At 45.7% G+C, this 17,647-nt stretch carries 11 protein-coding genes; 4 read left to right on the forward strand and 7 right to left on the reverse strand.

All coding sequences use genetic code 11. The features are described 5' to 3' along the window. Positions 1-13: 13 nt before the first annotated feature. Positions 14-4,219: an NACHT C-terminal alpha/beta 1 domain-containing protein gene (locus QUA47_RS07070; protein WP_333430210.1), complete on the forward strand. Its 4,206-nt coding sequence runs from the start codon at positions 14-16 to the stop codon at positions 4,217-4,219. Between the two features lie 183 nt (positions 4,220-4,402). Beyond that, positions 4,403-4,564 (forward strand): hypothetical protein, encoded by a 162-nt coding sequence (locus tag QUA47_RS07075; protein WP_333430211.1) that lies wholly within the window; start codon positions 4,403-4,405, stop codon positions 4,562-4,564. 12 nt (positions 4,565-4,576) lie between these two features. Here QUA47_RS07075 and QUA47_RS07080 read toward each other — a convergent pair whose 3' ends face one another. The 3 genes from QUA47_RS07080 to QUA47_RS07090 form a co-directional block, all read right to left on the reverse strand. Next, positions 4,577-5,758, reverse strand: a complete 1,182-nt coding sequence (locus tag QUA47_RS07080) for an RtcB family protein (protein ID WP_333430212.1) — start codon at positions 5,756-5,758, stop codon at positions 4,577-4,579. Positions 5,759-6,141: 383 nt separating this feature from the next. After that, positions 6,142-9,363, reverse strand: a complete 3,222-nt coding sequence (locus QUA47_RS07085; protein ID WP_333430213.1) for an efflux RND transporter permease subunit — start codon at positions 9,361-9,363, stop codon at positions 6,142-6,144. 387 nt (positions 9,364-9,750) lie between these two features. Then, positions 9,751-10,353, reverse strand: a complete 603-nt coding sequence (locus tag QUA47_RS07090; RefSeq protein ID WP_190737270.1) for a thioredoxin family protein — start codon at positions 10,351-10,353, stop codon at positions 9,751-9,753. Between the two features lie 175 nt (positions 10,354-10,528). Between QUA47_RS07090 and QUA47_RS07095 the strand changes: the two genes are divergently transcribed. Both QUA47_RS07095 and QUA47_RS07100 read left to right on the forward strand, forming a co-directional pair. Continuing rightward, on the forward strand, positions 10,529-10,933 hold the full coding sequence (locus tag QUA47_RS07095) for an NIL domain-containing protein (RefSeq protein ID WP_006635751.1): 405 nt from the start codon (positions 10,529-10,531) through the stop codon (positions 10,931-10,933). Between the two features lie 65 nt (positions 10,934-10,998). Beyond that, positions 10,999-11,442, forward strand: coding sequence for a hypothetical protein (locus QUA47_RS07100; RefSeq protein WP_333218034.1), 444 nt, complete (start codon positions 10,999-11,001; stop codon positions 11,440-11,442). A 951-nt stretch (positions 11,443-12,393) separates the two neighbouring features. Here the strand turns inward: QUA47_RS07100 and QUA47_RS07105 are convergent. The 4 genes from QUA47_RS07105 to QUA47_RS07120 form a co-directional block, all read right to left on the reverse strand. After that, complete coding sequence (locus tag QUA47_RS07105) at positions 12,394-12,945, reverse strand: shikimate kinase (protein WP_333219147.1); 552 nt, start codon at positions 12,943-12,945, stop codon at positions 12,394-12,396. A gap of 22 nt (positions 12,946-12,967) precedes the next feature. Further along, positions 12,968-13,852, reverse strand: a complete 885-nt coding sequence (locus QUA47_RS07110) for a LapA family protein (protein WP_333430214.1) — start codon at positions 13,850-13,852, stop codon at positions 12,968-12,970. 108 nt (positions 13,853-13,960) lie between these two features. Beyond that, complete coding sequence (locus QUA47_RS07115; RefSeq protein WP_190737279.1) at positions 13,961-14,584, reverse strand: flavin prenyltransferase UbiX; 624 nt, start codon at positions 14,582-14,584, stop codon at positions 13,961-13,963. A gap of 402 nt (positions 14,585-14,986) precedes the next feature. Next, a complete protein-coding gene (locus QUA47_RS07120) occupies positions 14,987-17,353 on the reverse strand; it encodes a ribonuclease R family protein (protein WP_333430215.1) in 2,367 nt (788 codons plus the stop codon). Positions 17,354-17,647 lie beyond the last annotated feature (294 nt).

Raw genomic sequence — 17,647 nt, forward strand, 5'->3', positions numbered from 1 at the left:
ACTGACCTTGTTTTTGGCTGACAAGATCAATTGTTTTTTTGGGTTTTCCAACAAACAACTTCCCCAAGCAACCCTCGGAATGCTTGTAGAATGGGGATTAGTAGCTTGGGGGTGCTGGCTGGTTTGGGCAAGTCAAAACTTGTTTAGGTTTTTTTATCGTTGTGGTATGGAAAGAAATATTGGCTGGGGAGAACCAGAGCAGAAAAATAGCTTAAACCTGGTAGAAGCTTTACTGTCTCATGCAGATGAAGAACTGGAGTTAGACGACACACTCAAAACCGCAGTTAAGGTTGAGTGGGTTTCTGCTAGCCAGTTGCGCGTGACGGGGAAAGAACAGCAAAAAAGAGGGAATCGAATTGTTGAAGTTGGCACACGGAAGGAACATTTAGTTGCACTGATTAAGAAAACTGGCAAACGCTTGGAACTTGGCAAGCGGCGAGGAAGCCAGCAAGAGAAGGAATTGGATGCAATTCAAACAGTCATTGACTGCTTGAGACAGTTGGGAGTGTTGAAGGAAGATCCCAATACGAAAAAAAATCAAGGCTACTGGAAATTCACGCTGGAGCTGCAACAGCAAACGGCATCTAGGGATAAGAATCTGGCTGTAGTGAAGCAGAAATGGCAGGAAAAAACAGCTTCAAATGTACCGGAATCATCACCGATAATCGAGAAAAATATTGACTGGCGCGATGTCTGCAACAAAGTTATAGCAACTCAACAACTCCGCCGCCAAGCAACAGCACAACAATATGAATTAAATATTTACGTTCCCTTGGGATTAATGGAACGTCCCAAAACACCAAACCCCATACCAAACCCCACAGGCGAAGAGTCACGCCAGAAAGAACCAGAACTGCAAATCGTTCAAACTTATAAAGATGATGCTTTTTTCCAGAAAGTGATTGCCGAAAATCGCACCGAAAAAGGCAAGCATATCGCGATCATTGGCGAACCGGGCGCGGGGAAAACTACCCTGTTAGGAGAATTGGCGGAACGGTTGCCGAAAAATTCCCCGGATTTTCCGATTTGTATTCGACTGGCAGATTTACGGGAGAGCACCATTGAAGATTATTTACTGGATAATTGGCTGAAAAAAGCGCTATATTTTATCGATGCTGATGCGGAAAATGTAACGCCAGAAATCAGAAAAGCTCTCAAACAACTGTTCTGTCAAGGTAAAGTGTGGTTGCTGCTTGATGCCGTGGATGAAAGGGCGGCGGAATCCCCCGTGCAGGCGTTGGCGAAAATTCGGGAACAACTGACAGACTGGGTGGGTAAGGCGCGGGTGGTGCTAACTTGCCGTTTGAATGTTTGGGATGCGGCGATTAGCAATACCCTGACAAATTTTGATACTTATAAAACCTTGGAATTTGAACCCGATGATGTGGATAAGTTTATTCATCAGTGGTTTGAGCAAGCAAGTCAGGATGAGAAACGGCGCAATTCTGGTAAGGAAAGTTTTTGGCAGAAACAGGGAAAACAGTTACAGCAACAGTTAAAAGCATCGGGAAAAGAGCGAATTCGGGAACTGGTACGCAATCCCCTGCGGTTGTCGATGTTGTGTCAGTCTTGGTGCGTAGCTGAACGGGATTTGCCGTCAACGAAGGCGGCACTTTACGAGCAGTTTACTACTTATTTTTTTGAGTGGAAACAAGAGGAATTTCAGAAAAAGCACCGAGTATTAAAGGAAACGGATAAAAAACAGATTCAACAAGCTTTGGAAAAGTTGGCTTTAGCGGCAATGGAAAGCGCCAATCGGTTTCGGATTGAGCAAGAATTTGCCATTGAGCAGATGGAGGAAGAGTGGTTTAATTTAGCTGGTGAATTGGGATGGTTGGTTTTAGTTGACAAGGATACTCGCACGAAAAAGCCTATTTATTCGTTTTTACATTCTAGTTTTCAGGAATATTTTGCCGCGTTAGCTGTTGATGATTGGGATTATTTCTTACCCCGCGAACACAAAGATAGACCTGTTCAAGATAAAGATAATCCAAAGCAATATAAGCCATACCGCATTTTCGAGCCGCAGTGGAAAGAGGTAATTTTGCTGTGGTTGGGGCGTGATGACGAAATAATAAATAACCAGAAAGAAGAGTTTATCACGGCATTGGTAGAGTTTAATGATGGAATTAGATACAGATTCTATTCTTATAGGTCTGATTTTCTAGCTGTAGCTGCTATCGCAGAGTTTCGTGAATATTTTTTTACAGATAAAGCGATCGATTCAATTATTAAGCTAAGCTTTGGTTATTATGATACTCAAACACAAAAGTGGGTAAGATACCATAACCTGATTCAAGATAAAGCTAGAACTATACTTCTAGAGACAGTTCGAGACAAGGTAATTAAGGGGCTGATTAAACTGATAGATACTTGTCAGTATAGCTTTGTTGTTTGGCAAGCTGCTTATACTTTAGGTCTAATTGATATTGGTAATCAAATAGCTGTTTGTAAATTGGTCAACGTTATGAAAACCACCGATTGTGAAAATACTCGGTGGCAATCTGTCCAGTTTTTAGGGCAGATTGGAATAGCTAACGAAATAGCGATTACTGCCCTAGTACAATTTATAGATAGCTCCGAGCATTTATCTATTCGGAACGAAGCTGCCCGCAGTTTAGGTCAAATTACTGACAAGGATGAAGTAAGCATTTCTACGGCAATTAAACTTTTAAATAATCTTGAAAACAACCACGAGCAAAAACAACAAATAGAAGTTAGTTTTATTTTAAAATCAATATTTGAGTCGATTAAAAATGGTAATATAAAAGCGATTGAAAACTTGTTGCGACTGCTAACAACAACTAAATATGCATACCTTAAAAGAACTTTTGCTGAAAGTTTAGGAAAAATCGATCCAGGAAATAAAGTAGCTATTACTCATTTTTCCAAGGTAATAGTGACCTCTGAAAATGAAAATGATTGGTTGAACGCTGCTTATTATTTAGGAAAAATTGATCCAGGTAATGAGACAGCAATTAACACTTTTATCAAAATTATGGAAAATACTAAATCCAAATTTACCAGACATATAGCTGCTCAATATTTAGGTGAACTCGATCCAGGTAATGAAAGAGCAGCCATTGAGATAGTTAGCCTTATAGAATCTACTGATTACAGCATGACTTTATGTATGGAACTCGGACAAATTGGCAATACAAGTGAAAAGGTGATTTCTACTTTAGTAAAAATTTTAGAAACGACTAAGGATGATTTGATTCAGTGTGCTGCAACTTGGAGTTTAGGAAAAGTTGGTACGAAAAATGAAATAGCGATCGCTGCCTTAGTCAGACTTATAGAAACTACAGAGAATAAGCGGAATCGTTGGCAAGCTGCTATAAGTTTAGGGGAAATTGGTACAGAAAGTTCAGTAACAATAACTACCTTGCTCGAACTTTTAGAACCCACCGAGGATGAGGCTACCTCTAGGGAAGCTGTTAAGAGTTTAGGGAAAATCGGAATAGGTAATAAAGTAGTAATTGCTGCCTTAATCAAGCTTCTGCAAACTACTCAATCAGAGGGCATTCGTAGGGAAGCTGCTAGTAGCTTGAAACAAGTCCTGACGACAAACGATCAATATTATAGCGTAGTCTTAATTTTCAAAGCTTACCTCACTGATGAAGTTTACAAAAACAAATTTGACCGATTCGATGAATTCTACACAGTCATTTGGCATTGCGCCCAAAATCTTCCCTACCCCGACTTCTATCAAGCTTGGCACCAAGACACCCTTACCAACACCGCAACAGCAAGCCTCAACTTAGCAAACTTACCCCAAATCCTTGCCGAAGCCATTAACAATCAACCCGATTTATGCAGCAAAATAAAACTAATTTGCATCGACACTCACCAATTCATCGACCCGGATAACCCCGCCCAAGAAATTTACGATGAGATGCTAAATCAGAATTGTCCAGAGTGGCAAAATGGGTATCCCGATACAATGCAAAAACTCAAACTCTATTGGAATTCCCTGCGCCGCCAAAGCGAAATTACCCTGTTTTTCATCTGCTACGATTCCACCGCACTCTCAGCCACACCCACAGGATTTAGCGATTCATTTCTGAAAGCTTTAAGCAAATTCGATCGCGCGATTTGCATAGTATGCGAAACAGAGGATATTCCACTGCAAACTTTTTCACCCAGCCAACCTGATTTAGTCCCTGCTGTTGTAGCATGGATTCGGCGAAGTATACTAGAAAATAGACATCCTATTTAAGAGCCGATCGACAAAGCAGGAACCATGACACTTACAAAGACCGAGTATAAATATATAGAACTCAACGAAGACAATGTTCCCATCATAGCCGGAACTACGATGAAAGCCGTTGAATTACTCGAACCTTAGATAGCTTATGGTTGGAGTCCAGCAGAATTACACCTCAATCATCGCTACTTAACTATGAGCCAAATTCTTTCTGCCTTAGCTTATTATTGGGCTCGCCAACAAGAACTCGATGCAGAAATCAAGCGACGAGAAGAGTATGTTAAACAGGCCGAAATTGAAGCTGGCGAATCTCCTTTTGCTGCTAGACTACGTGCTCAAGGGCTATTGCCTTTGTAGCTTCCCTTACATTCACCCCTTGACACAAACCACCTGCTTCAAAGTCGCCACAATTTCCACCAAATCCGACTGCTGACTCATCACCTCATCAATTGGCTTATAAGCCCCCGGAATTTCATCTAAAAATTCCTTATCTTTGCGGCACTCAACCCCCTCAGTCTGCCGCACAAAATCATCGAGAGTAAATACATTCTTCGCTTGATTTCGAGACATCAAACGCCCCGCGCCGTGACTGCAACTACAGTAACTCTCAGCATTTCCCTTCCCTTTAACAATAAAAGATTTCGCCCCCATCGAACCCGGAATAATTCCGTAATCCTCTACATCCGCGCGCACAGCACCTTTGCGAGTCACATACACATCTTCGCCAAAATGCACCTCTTTTTCCGCGTAATTATGGTGGCAATTCACCTCTAATAACGGCTTAACAGATTTGCCGCCCGCGACGTGCTTTTCCACAATTCGCTTAAACCGATTCATCATCACATCGCGATTAAAACGAGCATAATCTTGCGCCCACTGCAAATCGTGCCAGTAAGCGGCAAACTCCCGCGTACCCGCTACAAAATAAGCCAAATCTTGATCGGCGAGACTCATTTCTGCCAGTTTAGCTAAATGTTTAGCAGTCTCGATGTGCTGCTGTGCGAGCAAGTTTCCAATGCCGCGAGAACCGGAATGCAGCATCAGCCAAACAAAGTTTTCACTATCAACGCAAACCTCAATAAAATGATTGCCGCCCCCGAGGGAACCCATTTGTTTTAAGGCTTTATTGTTTTGGTGCTGCACGCCTTGATGAAGTTTCTTAAACTCGCCCCATCCCTGCCAGTTGGTGACAGTTTTTTCTACTTCCTTGTTTTCCGCAAATCCCACGGGAATTGCGGCTTCGATATCGAGGCGAATTTGTTTGAGTTTGCCTTCTAATTTGTTAGCTGTGAAAGGCATTTTAATAGCAGCCATCCCGCAACCAATATCAACCCCCACAGCAGCCGGAATAATCGCTTCTTTTGTGGCAATTACGGAACCGACTAAAGCACCTTTTCCTAAATGTACGTCGGGCATTAGTGCGACGTGTTTGAATACAAAGGGCAAAGATGCTACGTTGGCGGTCATCTTGGTTTCTTTTTCGCCCAGGGCGTGATTGGCCCAAGATAATACTGGTTTTGGGGCTGATATGTCTAATTTTTCGTAGGGCATTTTTGTTTAAGTTGGTTTTGCCAGTTTGTTATGTAGTATAGTTGTAACATAAAGAATTTAAGATGTCAAACACACTAATTCTCGTAGGGTGCGTCAGTCGGGAATTTCTTTTGGGAGTCATAGAATGTTTACTGACGCACCTTACCCACTAATTCTTGCGGCGTCAACTGAACATCAAATGCAGTAGCGGTATTGTTTGTAAATCCGACATTCCGACAGGGAATGAATTCCCTGTCTCATAGCTAAAGTCCTCTGAAAGAGGACTGAAATCGATCGCACTTCCCGTCAAAATCTACAGTCGGTTTTAACCGACTTGAGCTTTGAGGCAGGGGTTTAAACCTCTGCCGGATTGCGGGAAAGTGCGTATTTGCTGACGCTATATTTTACAAATTCGGAGTCTTTCTCCCCGCTTTCTGCACAGGAATAGCAACTGTCTGCGGCTTCTTCGCTGCAAAAATCCCAAAGAAGTCGTGCAGCAAAATATAGAAACACGGAATAATAAACAGCGTCAGCAGCGTCGCCAGCGACAAACCGGAAAACACCACCACACCCAGCGGTTGCAAGAATTCCGAACCTTCTCCAATCCCCAAAGCTAGGGGAAATAAACCCAAAACTGTGGTAATAGTTGTCATCAAAATCGGCCGTAAGCGCTGAGGTGCTGCCCTGAGAATTGCTGTCGTGCGATCGACCTTTTCCTCTTCCAGAATTTGGTTCGCCAACTCGATCATAATGATGCCGTTATTCACCACAATTCCCACGAGCAAAATTGCACCGATCATCACCGTCGCACCGATCGCAGTTTTGGTCACATAAAGCCCGAATACTCCCGCCGCCAACGCCAGAGGCACTGTCAGCAAAATCACCAGCGGGTCAACCAGGGAATTGTACTGCACCGCCATGGCTACAAACACTAGAAAAGTCGCCAATCCCCCCAAAAGCTTGAGAGAAGTTTGCAATTGCTCATTAGTTTCAGCAGCCGAACTCGGCAGAATTCTTACTCCTCGCGGCAACTTCAGTTCTGATAAAACTGCATCGACTTGCTGGACAGCATCGCCGAGACTTGCACCCTTATTCAAGTTTCCGACAACTAAGAAAACTTGCCGTTGATTGAGACGCTGAATTTCTGCAGGCGCTTTGCCGATCGTAATATTAGCCACGTCGCTTAAACGGATGATGCTATTATTACCAGATAACGGAATTTGTCCGAGTTGAGCAATAGATTTTACCGAAGTGCGATCGAACTGCACCCGCACATCTATTAATCGGTTTCCCCGCTGCAACTGAGTGGGAACAGCACCTTCAATTGCTGTCTGAATTGTCTCCCCAATATCTTGGGCTGTCAGCCCGTACACAGCGGCCCTTTCCCAATCGGGACGAATTTGTACCTCTGACTGCGGCGCGTCTGCCTCCGGCCGAAACCGGGCTAATTTTACCTTCTCATCTAATTCTTTTAATATCTGACGGCCGGCTTCCTGCAATGATTGTTCAGTTTCCCCCTGAACCACGACATCAATTTCGCCACCCCGCACGGGAGAATTAGTTAAAACTAAACCCCTAATCGATTCTGGAACTAGCCGCAGACGAGTTCCTTTAGGAAGGTCAAGTTTTTTAAATTCATCAGTCATTTTTTCCGTAAAATCGGTGGTATTCGTACCTGGTTTTAGCGTAATTGTGCTGCTTCCCCTGAGCAAATTTTCCACCGTATTGTTGCCGAAAAGCAGCCCCCCTGCTGTAGTTAAAGTGTAGTCTGTTTCTGGCTGTGCGAGCAGAAGTTTATCGGCTGCAGCAATCACTTTTTGATTGGTTTCCAAGTTAGTCCCCGGAGGAAACGAAGCAAATAATCTGGCTTGACTTGTATTAACTCTCGGCAAAATTTCTTGGGGAATTTGACCCGCCATCACCCAAGTCCCACCGCCTAAAATCACAAAAGCAACTGCAATGATAATTAACCGCAAACTCAGAACTTTTGACAGCATCGAACCGTAAGCCCGCGTACCGTTCTCAAAGCCGCGGTTGAAATGTTTTATCGGCCCGAACTGACTGATACCGCTGGAATAAGACATTCCCATCAGGCGAGAAGTCAGCATCGGCACTACCGTTAAAGCTACTAGCAGAGATGCTGCTACTGCAAAGCTAATTGTCAAAATTAATTCGTTAAATAGCAGAGAAAAGAAGCCGCCGATCAGCAAAAATGGAAGCACTGATACTAAGTTGGCTGCTGTGGAAGCAACCATTGCTGATTCTACTTCTTCACTCCGCAATACCGACTCTTCTATTGTGCGTTCTTTTCGATCTTTGATTCTGCCTTTTTTCAGATGAGGGTTGCTGTCTAGACCGACTACAATATTTTCTAAAATAACTACGCTGGTGTCGATCGCCTGACCGATACCTAATGCTAAACCGCCTAAACTAAACAAGTTCAGCGACAAGCCGAACAGCCGCATTAAAATAATGGCTGCTAGAGTACACAGGGGAATAGTCAGAGAAATAATCAGCGTTTGTCTGAGAGAACCTAAAAAGAACAAAACTGCGACCGCAGCCAACACTGCACCTGAAACTCCCGCATTCGCCACATCCGCTAAGGAATTGCGGATAAATCGGGATTCGTCTAAGGTAGTAACTACGGTCATGTCTGCAGAAATTAAGCCGGACTCCTGCATTTCTTTGATGCGATTTTTCACTCCGTCAACAACAGTAATTGTGTTGGCGTCCGGCTGTTTCAAGATGCTAATTTTAACTGCAGGTTTTTGATTGAGGAAAACTTTGACTCGCTGTTCTTCCGTGCCGTCATTGACTTGGGCAAAATCGCGCAGGTAAACTCGTTTTGGGGGGTTGGAACCGGATACTTGAAAGGAAAGATTGGCGATTTCAGAGGCTGTTCTAAAGCGACCGATTGTGCGCGTCAGCGGTTCGTTAGATTCTTGCCGCAGGCGACCACCGGAAGTGTCTAAATTGCGCTCGCGCAAAGCATTAAAAACGTCATTAAGATTAACTCCTAAACTTTGCAGCCGGTTCAGGTCAATATTAACTTGAATTTCTTCCTGAACGCCACCGGAAACGTCAACCGAAGCTACTCCTGGAATAACGTTAATTTCCCGGGCTAATTCGTCATCGGCAAATACCCGCAAATCTACCCCTTGTCGCGAGTCTGAAGTCAGGGCAAATTCGTACACCGGCTGTTGAGAAGGGTCAAATTTAAACAGACTGGGCGATTCAACTGTATCGGGAAGTCGGTTGCGAATTCGGTTGACGGAGGCTGTAGCGTCGTTGAGGGCTTGGTTGATGTCGCCCCCTGGCCTGAAAAATAAATCGACGCTGACTTGTCCTTCGCGGGTGCGGGAAAAAACTTGCGTGACTCCTTCTGTCGCTGAAAGCCCTTGTTCGAGGGGGCGGGTAATTTCGTCAACTGCAACTTCTGGCGAGACTCCGGGGGCGTCTAAGCGCACGCTGATGCGGGGATAGGTGATGGAGGGCAGCAAGTCAACCGGCAGTTGGGTGATGTAGAAAATGCCCACGACTATAATCGCAAGTGTCAGCATGAGGGTGCCGATGTGGCGGCGAATCGCGGTCGCGCTAATGCTGAATCCGGGTTTATCGGCGGTCATTTGATTTTAGATTTTAGATTTTAGGTTAAAAAATTGAAAAGTTTACCCAGTCAGCCTGCAAAGGAATGAATCGCAGGGCTGGCGACCAAATTGTTTTCGGTCAGGCTTTATTTTGTATAGGGAGTGAGAGAATATTTACGCTCCGCACCTGACAAGTAGTATAATAAATTTTAATAAATTGTCAAAAATGTTTTTTATAATACTCCTTTAGAGGTAGTCTATCGCCCAAAACGCAGATTGACATAAGTTGCGATCGGCTTTTAAATCTCTGTAAGTTATCGCAATCAGGAACAGGCAAGATGCCTGTTCCACAAGAAAGTTTATTTGTTGTGGAACAGGCATCTTGCCTGTTCCTAAAGTCTTCTTCCTTGTTCTCTCTTTCTTCTTTTACTGTACTTGAGAGCCGTGGGCGCGGGGGTCGGAGCTACTTGTTTTCACAGGCCCTGTGGGGGGAGTAAAATTAGAAACTTGACCGCCAGCTTGGACGTGTGGCAGAGGTTTTCCTGCTATTAAAGCTTCTAAGTTAGCTTCCATAATACTGCGCGGCATTTCCCCCATCGTTTCCGCAACGGGGCTGCCTTTATCGTTCAAATAGACAAAGTGCGGAATGCCGTCTACTCTATATTTGGTGATTTCTGGCAGCCATTTGTCATTGTCTACATTCAGCATCACAAAATTCATCGGTTCGGCGTATTTCTGTTTGATTTCGCTCAGATCGTTAGCCATTGCCTGACAGCTACCGCACCAATTAGCATAAAATTCCATGAGTGTCGGTTTGCCGTTGATCAAAGCTGTTTCTAATGGCGTTGAAGCTTTTGCCATATCGGTGAGACTGCTTGATGGCGTTTGGGTTTGCAGCCCTAAGAAGATAGATACTGAAAGGGCGATCGCGGCTAACACGATCAATAAGTTTCTGAGGCGCGTGGCGACTTTTGTTTCGGGATTCTTAGCAGCCGGAGAAACAGTTGAGTTGGGCGAATTCTGGGTCATAAAATAAATTGCCGTTTTATTTCTATGTTTTTATTTTAAATAGATTCAGATTATACCACATTTTGAGATAATCAGACCCATATCATAAAAAATTTGGATAAAGGCAGTAATTAGACCAAGTGCGCTAAAACATAAGATAACTAAGATTGTTTGTAAATTATCGAGGACTTGCAGGGTGAAAAAACGGGTAACACTGACGTTTCCCCAACGATCGATCCAAATGCCTGTCACCTATCGACTGGCAAAGGATTTTAATGTTGCAGCCAACATTATCCGTGCTCAGGTGGCTCCCAATCAAGTGGGCAAACTGGTGCTAGAGTTATCAGGGGACATCGACCAACTAGAAGCGGCGATCGACTGGATGCGATCGCAAAACATCGGCGTTTCCCTAGCCAGCCGGGAAATACTGATAGACGAAGATATCTGCGTTCACTGCGGTTTGTGTACGGGGGTTTGCCCGACAGAAGCCTTGACCCTAGACCCAGAAAGCTTTAAACTAAGTTTTGCTCGATCGCGGTGTATCGTTTGCGAGCAGTGCATCCCTACCTGTCCGGTACAAGCTATTTCAACCAACCTCTAGCCCCTGTAAAAAGTCCTCTGGATCGTCATCTTTTTTTTGCCTGGTTCTCCTAATTGTGCCATTGGATGAAAAAAAACTCTTGGGTTTCCCTAACTCTACTTTTTGTTACTTATTTCACCTTTGGCTGGAAATTATCTGAGTTTGATGTTCCCCCGCACCTGACTTGGTTTTTAGCCATAGCTTCAATTTTAGTGTTCACTGTCGCCTTGTCGTTCCCTCTGAGAGACATAAAAGCCTTAATTATGCGGTGGTTTTCTAGTGATCTCGGTGCTTTTCTTTCTATTATTGTAGGAGCTTTGGTGGCAGTGGTAGTTTTTGCCTGGATGCACCTTTTTGCTACTTGTTTACTCTTGATTTCAGCCGGAGCTTTGGCAAGACTCGATATTCAAATATCTGGTTGGAAAAATTGGCGGGCTTTTGCGGTATTAGCTAGCATTTCTTTAACCGGTGTGGGGCTGGGGGGAGCGATCGAGTTTTGGTCAAAAACAGGCAGGCTCGTATTCTCTTAATGAGGAACGGGAAATTCATCCAACCAAATTCTATAACTCGCAACGGATAATTAGCCGAAAACTATCAGATCGCCCATCAATAAATACAGCTTATTTTTTTTCAATCCCCCACCCCCGGATTAAGACCTCGTTCCGCGCCGTAATCAGAGCAGTTTTCAAGCCGGGTGAGGTACAGCATCTCAATTGCCGATTCCCCGCTAGTTGTTACCAATGCCCAATTCCCAACTACCCATTCCCCATTGCCAATTACCAATTACCGACGAACCGGGAGTGGAACTGAAAACCGCTATGGCAGTATTGAGGTGTAGCCACTGTTGCTCCAAATGTTATTCCCAAGAGTCCGCAAGTCGGGCAGCCAAAAACTCGATTGCAATAAAAAAGCAGCTTTAGGGAGCTGCTAGTCAGAATGCATGAGGTATTGCTTTTAGAATAGGACAGGTTGAATTCGAGCGGCGCTGGGTTACATTTTTTGATACAGGAAAATTGATGAGTGAATGGACGATCGTAAAATCGTCACATAGGACGATAGCATTGATGCTAAATTTCCCGACAATCAAGTTAGCGTTTAACTGTCCTTGCGCCCTACAGCCCTTCAGCGGTGGGGCCCTTTTATTTTTAGGGACAACTCAATAGGCGACATTAACGCATCAGATGAGTCTGCCATTAGTTCTTGTATAAAATCTCCGCATGGCCACATCCTCCTACTTATAAAAGTTACGCCTCACATCCACTCAAACCCGGTGGACTGTAAAATATTGGGTGGTTAAACCGACACATTCAGACAAAAACCAGTATTTTTACCGAAGTCATACCCTTTTAGATTTTAGATTTTGGGAATGACTGATGAAGCTGGTGGCTTGGAGCTTGTGTAGAGTTGCATTATTTTTGGGAACTAATACCACAAGTCCTGAGAAACCTGTTATTTTCTGAGAAACCGGGTTTATGAATGTATCAATTGAGATCGGATCCGGTTTCTGATTTGATAACTTTTTGGATTTCCTCGATCGCCCTAGTCGCCACTGCTTCAGGCCTTTCGCCCACACCAGCACAGACTCGGACATCTGCTTGAGTGTAAAAACGCTCTCGCTCTTTCAAAAGGCTTTGCAGCTTAGATTTGATCTCGCCCTCCTGCAGTAGGGGTCGAGCGGTGTCCGAACGCAGTCGATCGTAAAGTTGATCTACAGGCACATCCAGCCAAACCACTACACCGTAGTGCAAGTAACCCCAATTCATCGATCGGGCCACAATGCCCCCGCCCGTAGCCACAACCGAATTTTGATAAGCAGACAATTCGCCGAGCACTTTAGTTTCTAGTTCCCGAAAAGCCTCTTCCCCCTCTTGAGCGAAAATCTCAGCAATTGACTGATTAGCAACTCGAACAATTAGTTCATCAGTATCAAAAAAACGGTATTTTAATTTTCTTGCCAAAATCCGCCCCACCGTTGTTTTTCCCGCACCCATCATCCCGACGAGATAAATATTTACTCCCCTCAACCCATCCACTGCCAAATCCTCCGATATTTTTCTATTTTTTTAGGTTAATCGATCCGCCACTGGCGCGATCGTCGTCATCAAACTCATCACCCTCATCCAATCCCCAATCATCCTCTGTTTCTGCAAGAGGATTTATTGGTACTTCATCAGCGGGTTTAGGAATATCCCCTCCCGGAGGAACCAGCACGCGATACTCCGCATCGTATACAGCCTCAGTTTGCCCCACCCCAGACTGGCTCGGATCTCGATAGCCGTAAGAATATACTGAGCCAGCCCAAGATTTGCTTTTCGGTTCCTGCTTAGCTTCGTAAGCCCTCGGATTTGCCGCTGGAACATCATTTACCTGCGATCGATCGGGAAAATCGCGATCGTCCCCCCAATCGTCATCGCCGCCTTGAGAGCCGGATTTTGAGCCCTCTGAGACCCAATCGTCCTCATCGTCTGCTGCTGCATAAGTCCCTGGTTGAGCGTAATCCGTCGCCCCATCCTGGTTCGGAGTTTCTTGCAGGAAAGTCCGGGAACTGTAACCGGCCGGCGTACCGTACTCAGTTCGGTAGGAACCAGCAGCCTGAGTTTGGCTATTTTCCCTATTCATATCCGGGTCAATTCCCTCTTTTCTAGGAGGGGGAGATGGCGTGTAAGGTGTTCTCCTGTCCTCTGGGAAAGTATTGGGACGGCTGCGACTGGATCGGCCGGTGCGGTCTCTTGTTACAGATAGGTAATTTGAAAAAGCCAGCAAACCAGAAATCAATAAAGATGTGAGAGCTCCCACCACCATGCTGAGCAGAATCCAGATAGATAAGGGCAAAGCAGGCGATCGAACTCCCAAAAACACCAGCGATAATGCCGGCTCCACATTTTGCAGGGCAAAAATAGTCAGCCCCACCACAATTACTAGCAAAAATACAGGTCGCATATTAAAAATATTGGTAATTGGTAATTGGTAATTGGGAATTGCTAATTTAAACTAACAAATCATCAATAACAAATAACAAACTGTCAACTGTCAACTGTCAACTGTCAACTAACTCCCTTCTTCTTCCTTCCAGCGTTTGAGAGGAACGCAATCAATCCCCAACTGGTCTAAAGCGCGAGCCACCACAAAGTCTACCAAATCTTCAATAGTTTGCGGATTGTGATACCAAGCAGGAATCGCTGGTACAATTCTAGCTCCAGCTTCCGCCAAGGTAGTCAAATTCCGCAGGTGAATCAAGCTAAAAGGCGTTTCGCGAGGCACGAGTACCAATTTTCGCCCTTCCTTGAGCTGAACGTCGGCCGCTCTTTCGAGCAAATCCGAACTCAAGCCAGCCGCCAATTTGCCCAGCGTACTCATGCTACAGGGAATAACGATCATCCCTTGGGTGCGAAAGGAGCCACTAGCAATATTAGCACCGACATCTTGCCAGGGATGGCACCGAAGTTTACCCATTGTGGCTACTCCTGCTTGTTCCCGCCAGAATTCCTCTTGAAGCGTCGGCTCTGCGGGCATTCGGGTGTTCTGTTCGCTTTGCCAAACCATGTAAGTAGACTTGGAAGCGACCAGTTCAATAGCGCGATCGGCCTCCAACATAAACTTCAGAGTTCGCACCGCATAAATCAGTCCCGATGCACCGGTAACTCCTACAATGAGGGGGTAGTTATTCGTCATTAGTTATTTTTTAGTTGACCGTTTACTGTTGTTAGTAATTAGTTGTTATATCAAATCTCTTAGCATCGGAATTCATCCTATCTCTATTCTCGACCTCTGCGTGAATCAGCGTCCATCCCTTGTCATCTGCTGTTAATTAATTCTCTTTTTTTTACCGCAGATACAGGCAGATTAACACAGATTAACGCAGATAAATTATATAAATTCCGGTTGCACCGTCCGTGATTGTTAACTCTTGACTAGATTTTACAAGCCCGATGCTATCGGATTTGATATTAGTCCTTAATTATTTAGTGAGGATTGCTGAGTATAGTTGGCAGCCAACTTCTTAATACTTAGTTGCTAGACAATGACAACTAAGTATTGAGGAAAATCAACTGTCAACTGTCAACTGTCAACTGATTATTCATCATCATCAAAAGCTTGGCTGCCGCCACCAACTGCAACTAAATCAATTTGCTGGCGGTAGTAATCCACACTCTTGACTTGAACTTCTACCCGATCGCCCAAACGGTACTGATTGCGGTTTTTCCGGCCCACCAGAGTTTGCTGGCGCGATCGATATTCGTACCAGTCATCCTTCAGCGAAGAAACGTGTACCAGTCCTTCAACTCGCAGGATGTCGCTCTCCGGCGGCCGCACCTCAATTTCGACAAAGAAACCATAAGACTGCACACCTGTAATCAAACCCTGGAAAGTTTGCCCGGTGCGTTCTTTCATCAATCCGGTTTTCTTCAATCCCTGCAAATCGCTTTCGGCATCCTCAGCAACCCTTTCCCGTTCCGTCAGGTGTACCACGGCCGATGCAAACTCCGTCTCAAATTCGTGGTGCAAATCTGGCGGGAGAACATTCCAAGTAATTTGACCGTGACAGGAGGAATGGTGCAAGTCAACTTTTTCCTTAGCCCGTGTTGTGCGACTGCTGCGGCCTTGCTCGAACACCGCTTGCAACACCCGCAGTATCAGCAAATCGGCGTAGCGGGAAAGCGGCGAAGTGCAGCGCGTGTAACCCTCTGACAGTGCCAAACCGAAGTGCGGCTTGGGACTTGTGCTGTAAACAGCGGGCTTCATCGTGTCTTCTAGCAGGTAGGTGAGAACTCTTTCGGACTTAAGGCCCGCAAACTGCTGGGTAAATCGCTGAAAGTCCAAGGGCAAAACTTCTTCTTCGCTTTCGAGATACAGTTCCCCTCCGAGGTTGTTGGAGAGTTTGATGAACTCTTGAATGTCTGCCGGGTCTGGCATCGGCTGGACGCGGTAGATTGCTGGGACTCCCAATGCCTGCAGGTGAGTGGCGACAGCTTGGTTGGCGAGTACCACCAACTCGGAGACAGCCGACTGGGCGGGGGGAGCGAATGCAAAAGCTCCTAATTCGCCTTCGTCATCGAAGTGAGAGTTAGCATCGGGCAAATTTAGTTCAAAAGCTCCCCGCTTGAGCCTTGCCTTTCTGGCAGCCTGTGAGGCAGCCGACATTTGATCTAGGAAAGGACGGAGGGCGGATGATAAAGGGTGATCTTCGGCACCGCCTGGTTCGAGAATTGCTTGAGCTTGCTGGTAGGTGAGGTGGTAGTCAATTTGAATGACGCTGGCTTGAATTTCGTATTCTAAGAGTTCTCCAGATTCGTCTAGGGTGAGCAGTATGCTGAAGGTCAGCCGTTCGGTATCTGGCAGCAGAGAGCAGCGCTCGTTGAGGATTTCTGGAAGTACGGCGATGATTTTTTCTCCCAGATGGGCGGCGGTGCCTCGCTTGCGGGCTTCGCGGTCGATCGGGGTTTCTGGCTGCACGTACTCGGCGGCGTCGCTGATGTGGATTCCTATTTGCCAGCGGCCGGGCTTCAGGGTTTCGATCGACACAGCGCGTTCCACTGGCGGATCGGATAGGAATGATGTCGGATCGAACTCGTTTTCGGCTCCTCCCTCGGAGAGATTTTCCTCCTGGGTTTGGGGGGCATCGTTTTCGCTGTTGGTTGTTCCCGGTTCGTTTTTGCTGAAGCTAACAGTCAGAATGTTACGCAAATCTAGCCGTTTTTTGATGTCGGTTTTTTTGACTTTGCTGGGCAAATTTTCGGCTGCTTTGATGACGGCGGCGGGGAACGATCGCGGCAAGTCGTGTTTGCAGCATACGATGTCGAGGTCGTCAGCGGCTTCGGCGTCGGAACCGAGTACCTGTACTACTTTGCCGACTGGGCGGTGCGTGCCGAGGGGGTAGCGTTTGACTTCGACGTGTACTAGGTGGTCGATCGCCTCTTGAAGATTTGTGCCATTGGCGAGCAAGTCTAGTTCAAACAACAGGCGATCGTCCAGGGGGATTGCTCTGTAGCTGACGCGGCCGGTGGGGGTGGCAGTTTGCTTGACTCGCGCCAGTACCGAGGGGTTGGCGCGTTCGAGGATGAGCATGACTTCGCCTTCGGGCGATCGGCGGCGGCTACCTTCTTTGATGATTTTGACTAAGACTCGATCGCCATTCCAAGCTGTCGAGAGGTGACTTTCCCGCACGTAAACGTCTTCTGAGCCTTCGGCGTCTTGAATTGCAAAGCAAAATCCTTTGCTCGAACAGCGCAGTTTTGCTTCTACTACGTCGTCTTCAACTACTCGGCGATAGCGGCCTTTGTCTTTGACTAATATGCCAATTTTCTCTAGAGCTTCTAATGCGATTTGAAGTTTGAGTTGACTGGTGGCGTCGTTGCAGTCGAGTTTTTTCTCTAATGCTTTAGGAGCCACTAATTTGTCTTCTGTAAAATTTGCCAGCAGTGCAGCGATAGAAAATTCCATGTAGCGATCGATCCTCTTGTTTCCAGCAATTAGTCTAAATTTTGGCGAAATCAGCCGCACCCCCTCGGGCCCTCGCAGTGCCTGCTTCCCAACAAATGCGCGGGTTAATAGGTGGAGACGCGAGCACAGCCACCTTGTTTCATCGCGAGGTTTTTTTGAGATTCTCTCCCGACACCGACTTGGTGCTAATTGTCTGCTGTCTGTCTTGAACTGACTGCTGACGGTGCAGACAAATGTCCCGCACGCTATTCCCCAATACAATTTTTTAGCGTTGGTTTGTTTGCTTTTAGGTCA

The organism is Microcoleus sp. MON2_D5 (assembly GCF_036701905.1).
Taxonomy (GTDB): domain Bacteria; phylum Cyanobacteriota; class Cyanobacteriia; order Cyanobacteriales; family Microcoleaceae; genus Microcoleus.

Bases quoted from the DNA above. Each gene is read 5' to 3' on its own strand.
- QUA47_RS07075 (WP_333430211.1), top strand. From the start codon at position 4,403: ATGAGCCAAATTCTTTCTGCCTTAGCTTATTATTGGGCTCGCCAACAA.
- QUA47_RS07080 (WP_333430212.1), bottom strand. From the start codon at position 5,758: ATGCCCTACGAAAAATTAGACATATCAGCCCCAAAACCAGTATTATCT.
- QUA47_RS07085 (WP_333430213.1), bottom strand. From the start codon at position 9,363: ATGACCGCCGATAAACCCGGATTCAGCATTAGCGCGACCGCGATTCGC.
- QUA47_RS07090 (WP_190737270.1), bottom strand. From the start codon at position 10,353: ATGACCCAGAATTCGCCCAACTCAACTGTTTCTCCGGCTGCTAAGAAT.
- QUA47_RS07100 (WP_333218034.1), top strand. From the start codon at position 10,999: ATGAAAAAAAACTCTTGGGTTTCCCTAACTCTACTTTTTGTTACTTAT.
- QUA47_RS07110 (WP_333430214.1), bottom strand. From the start codon at position 13,852: ATGCGACCTGTATTTTTGCTAGTAATTGTGGTGGGGCTGACTATTTTT.
- QUA47_RS07115 (WP_190737279.1), bottom strand. From the start codon at position 14,584: ATGACGAATAACTACCCCCTCATTGTAGGAGTTACCGGTGCATCGGGA.
- QUA47_RS07120 (WP_333430215.1), bottom strand. From the start codon at position 17,353: ATGGAATTTTCTATCGCTGCACTGCTGGCAAATTTTACAGAAGACAAA.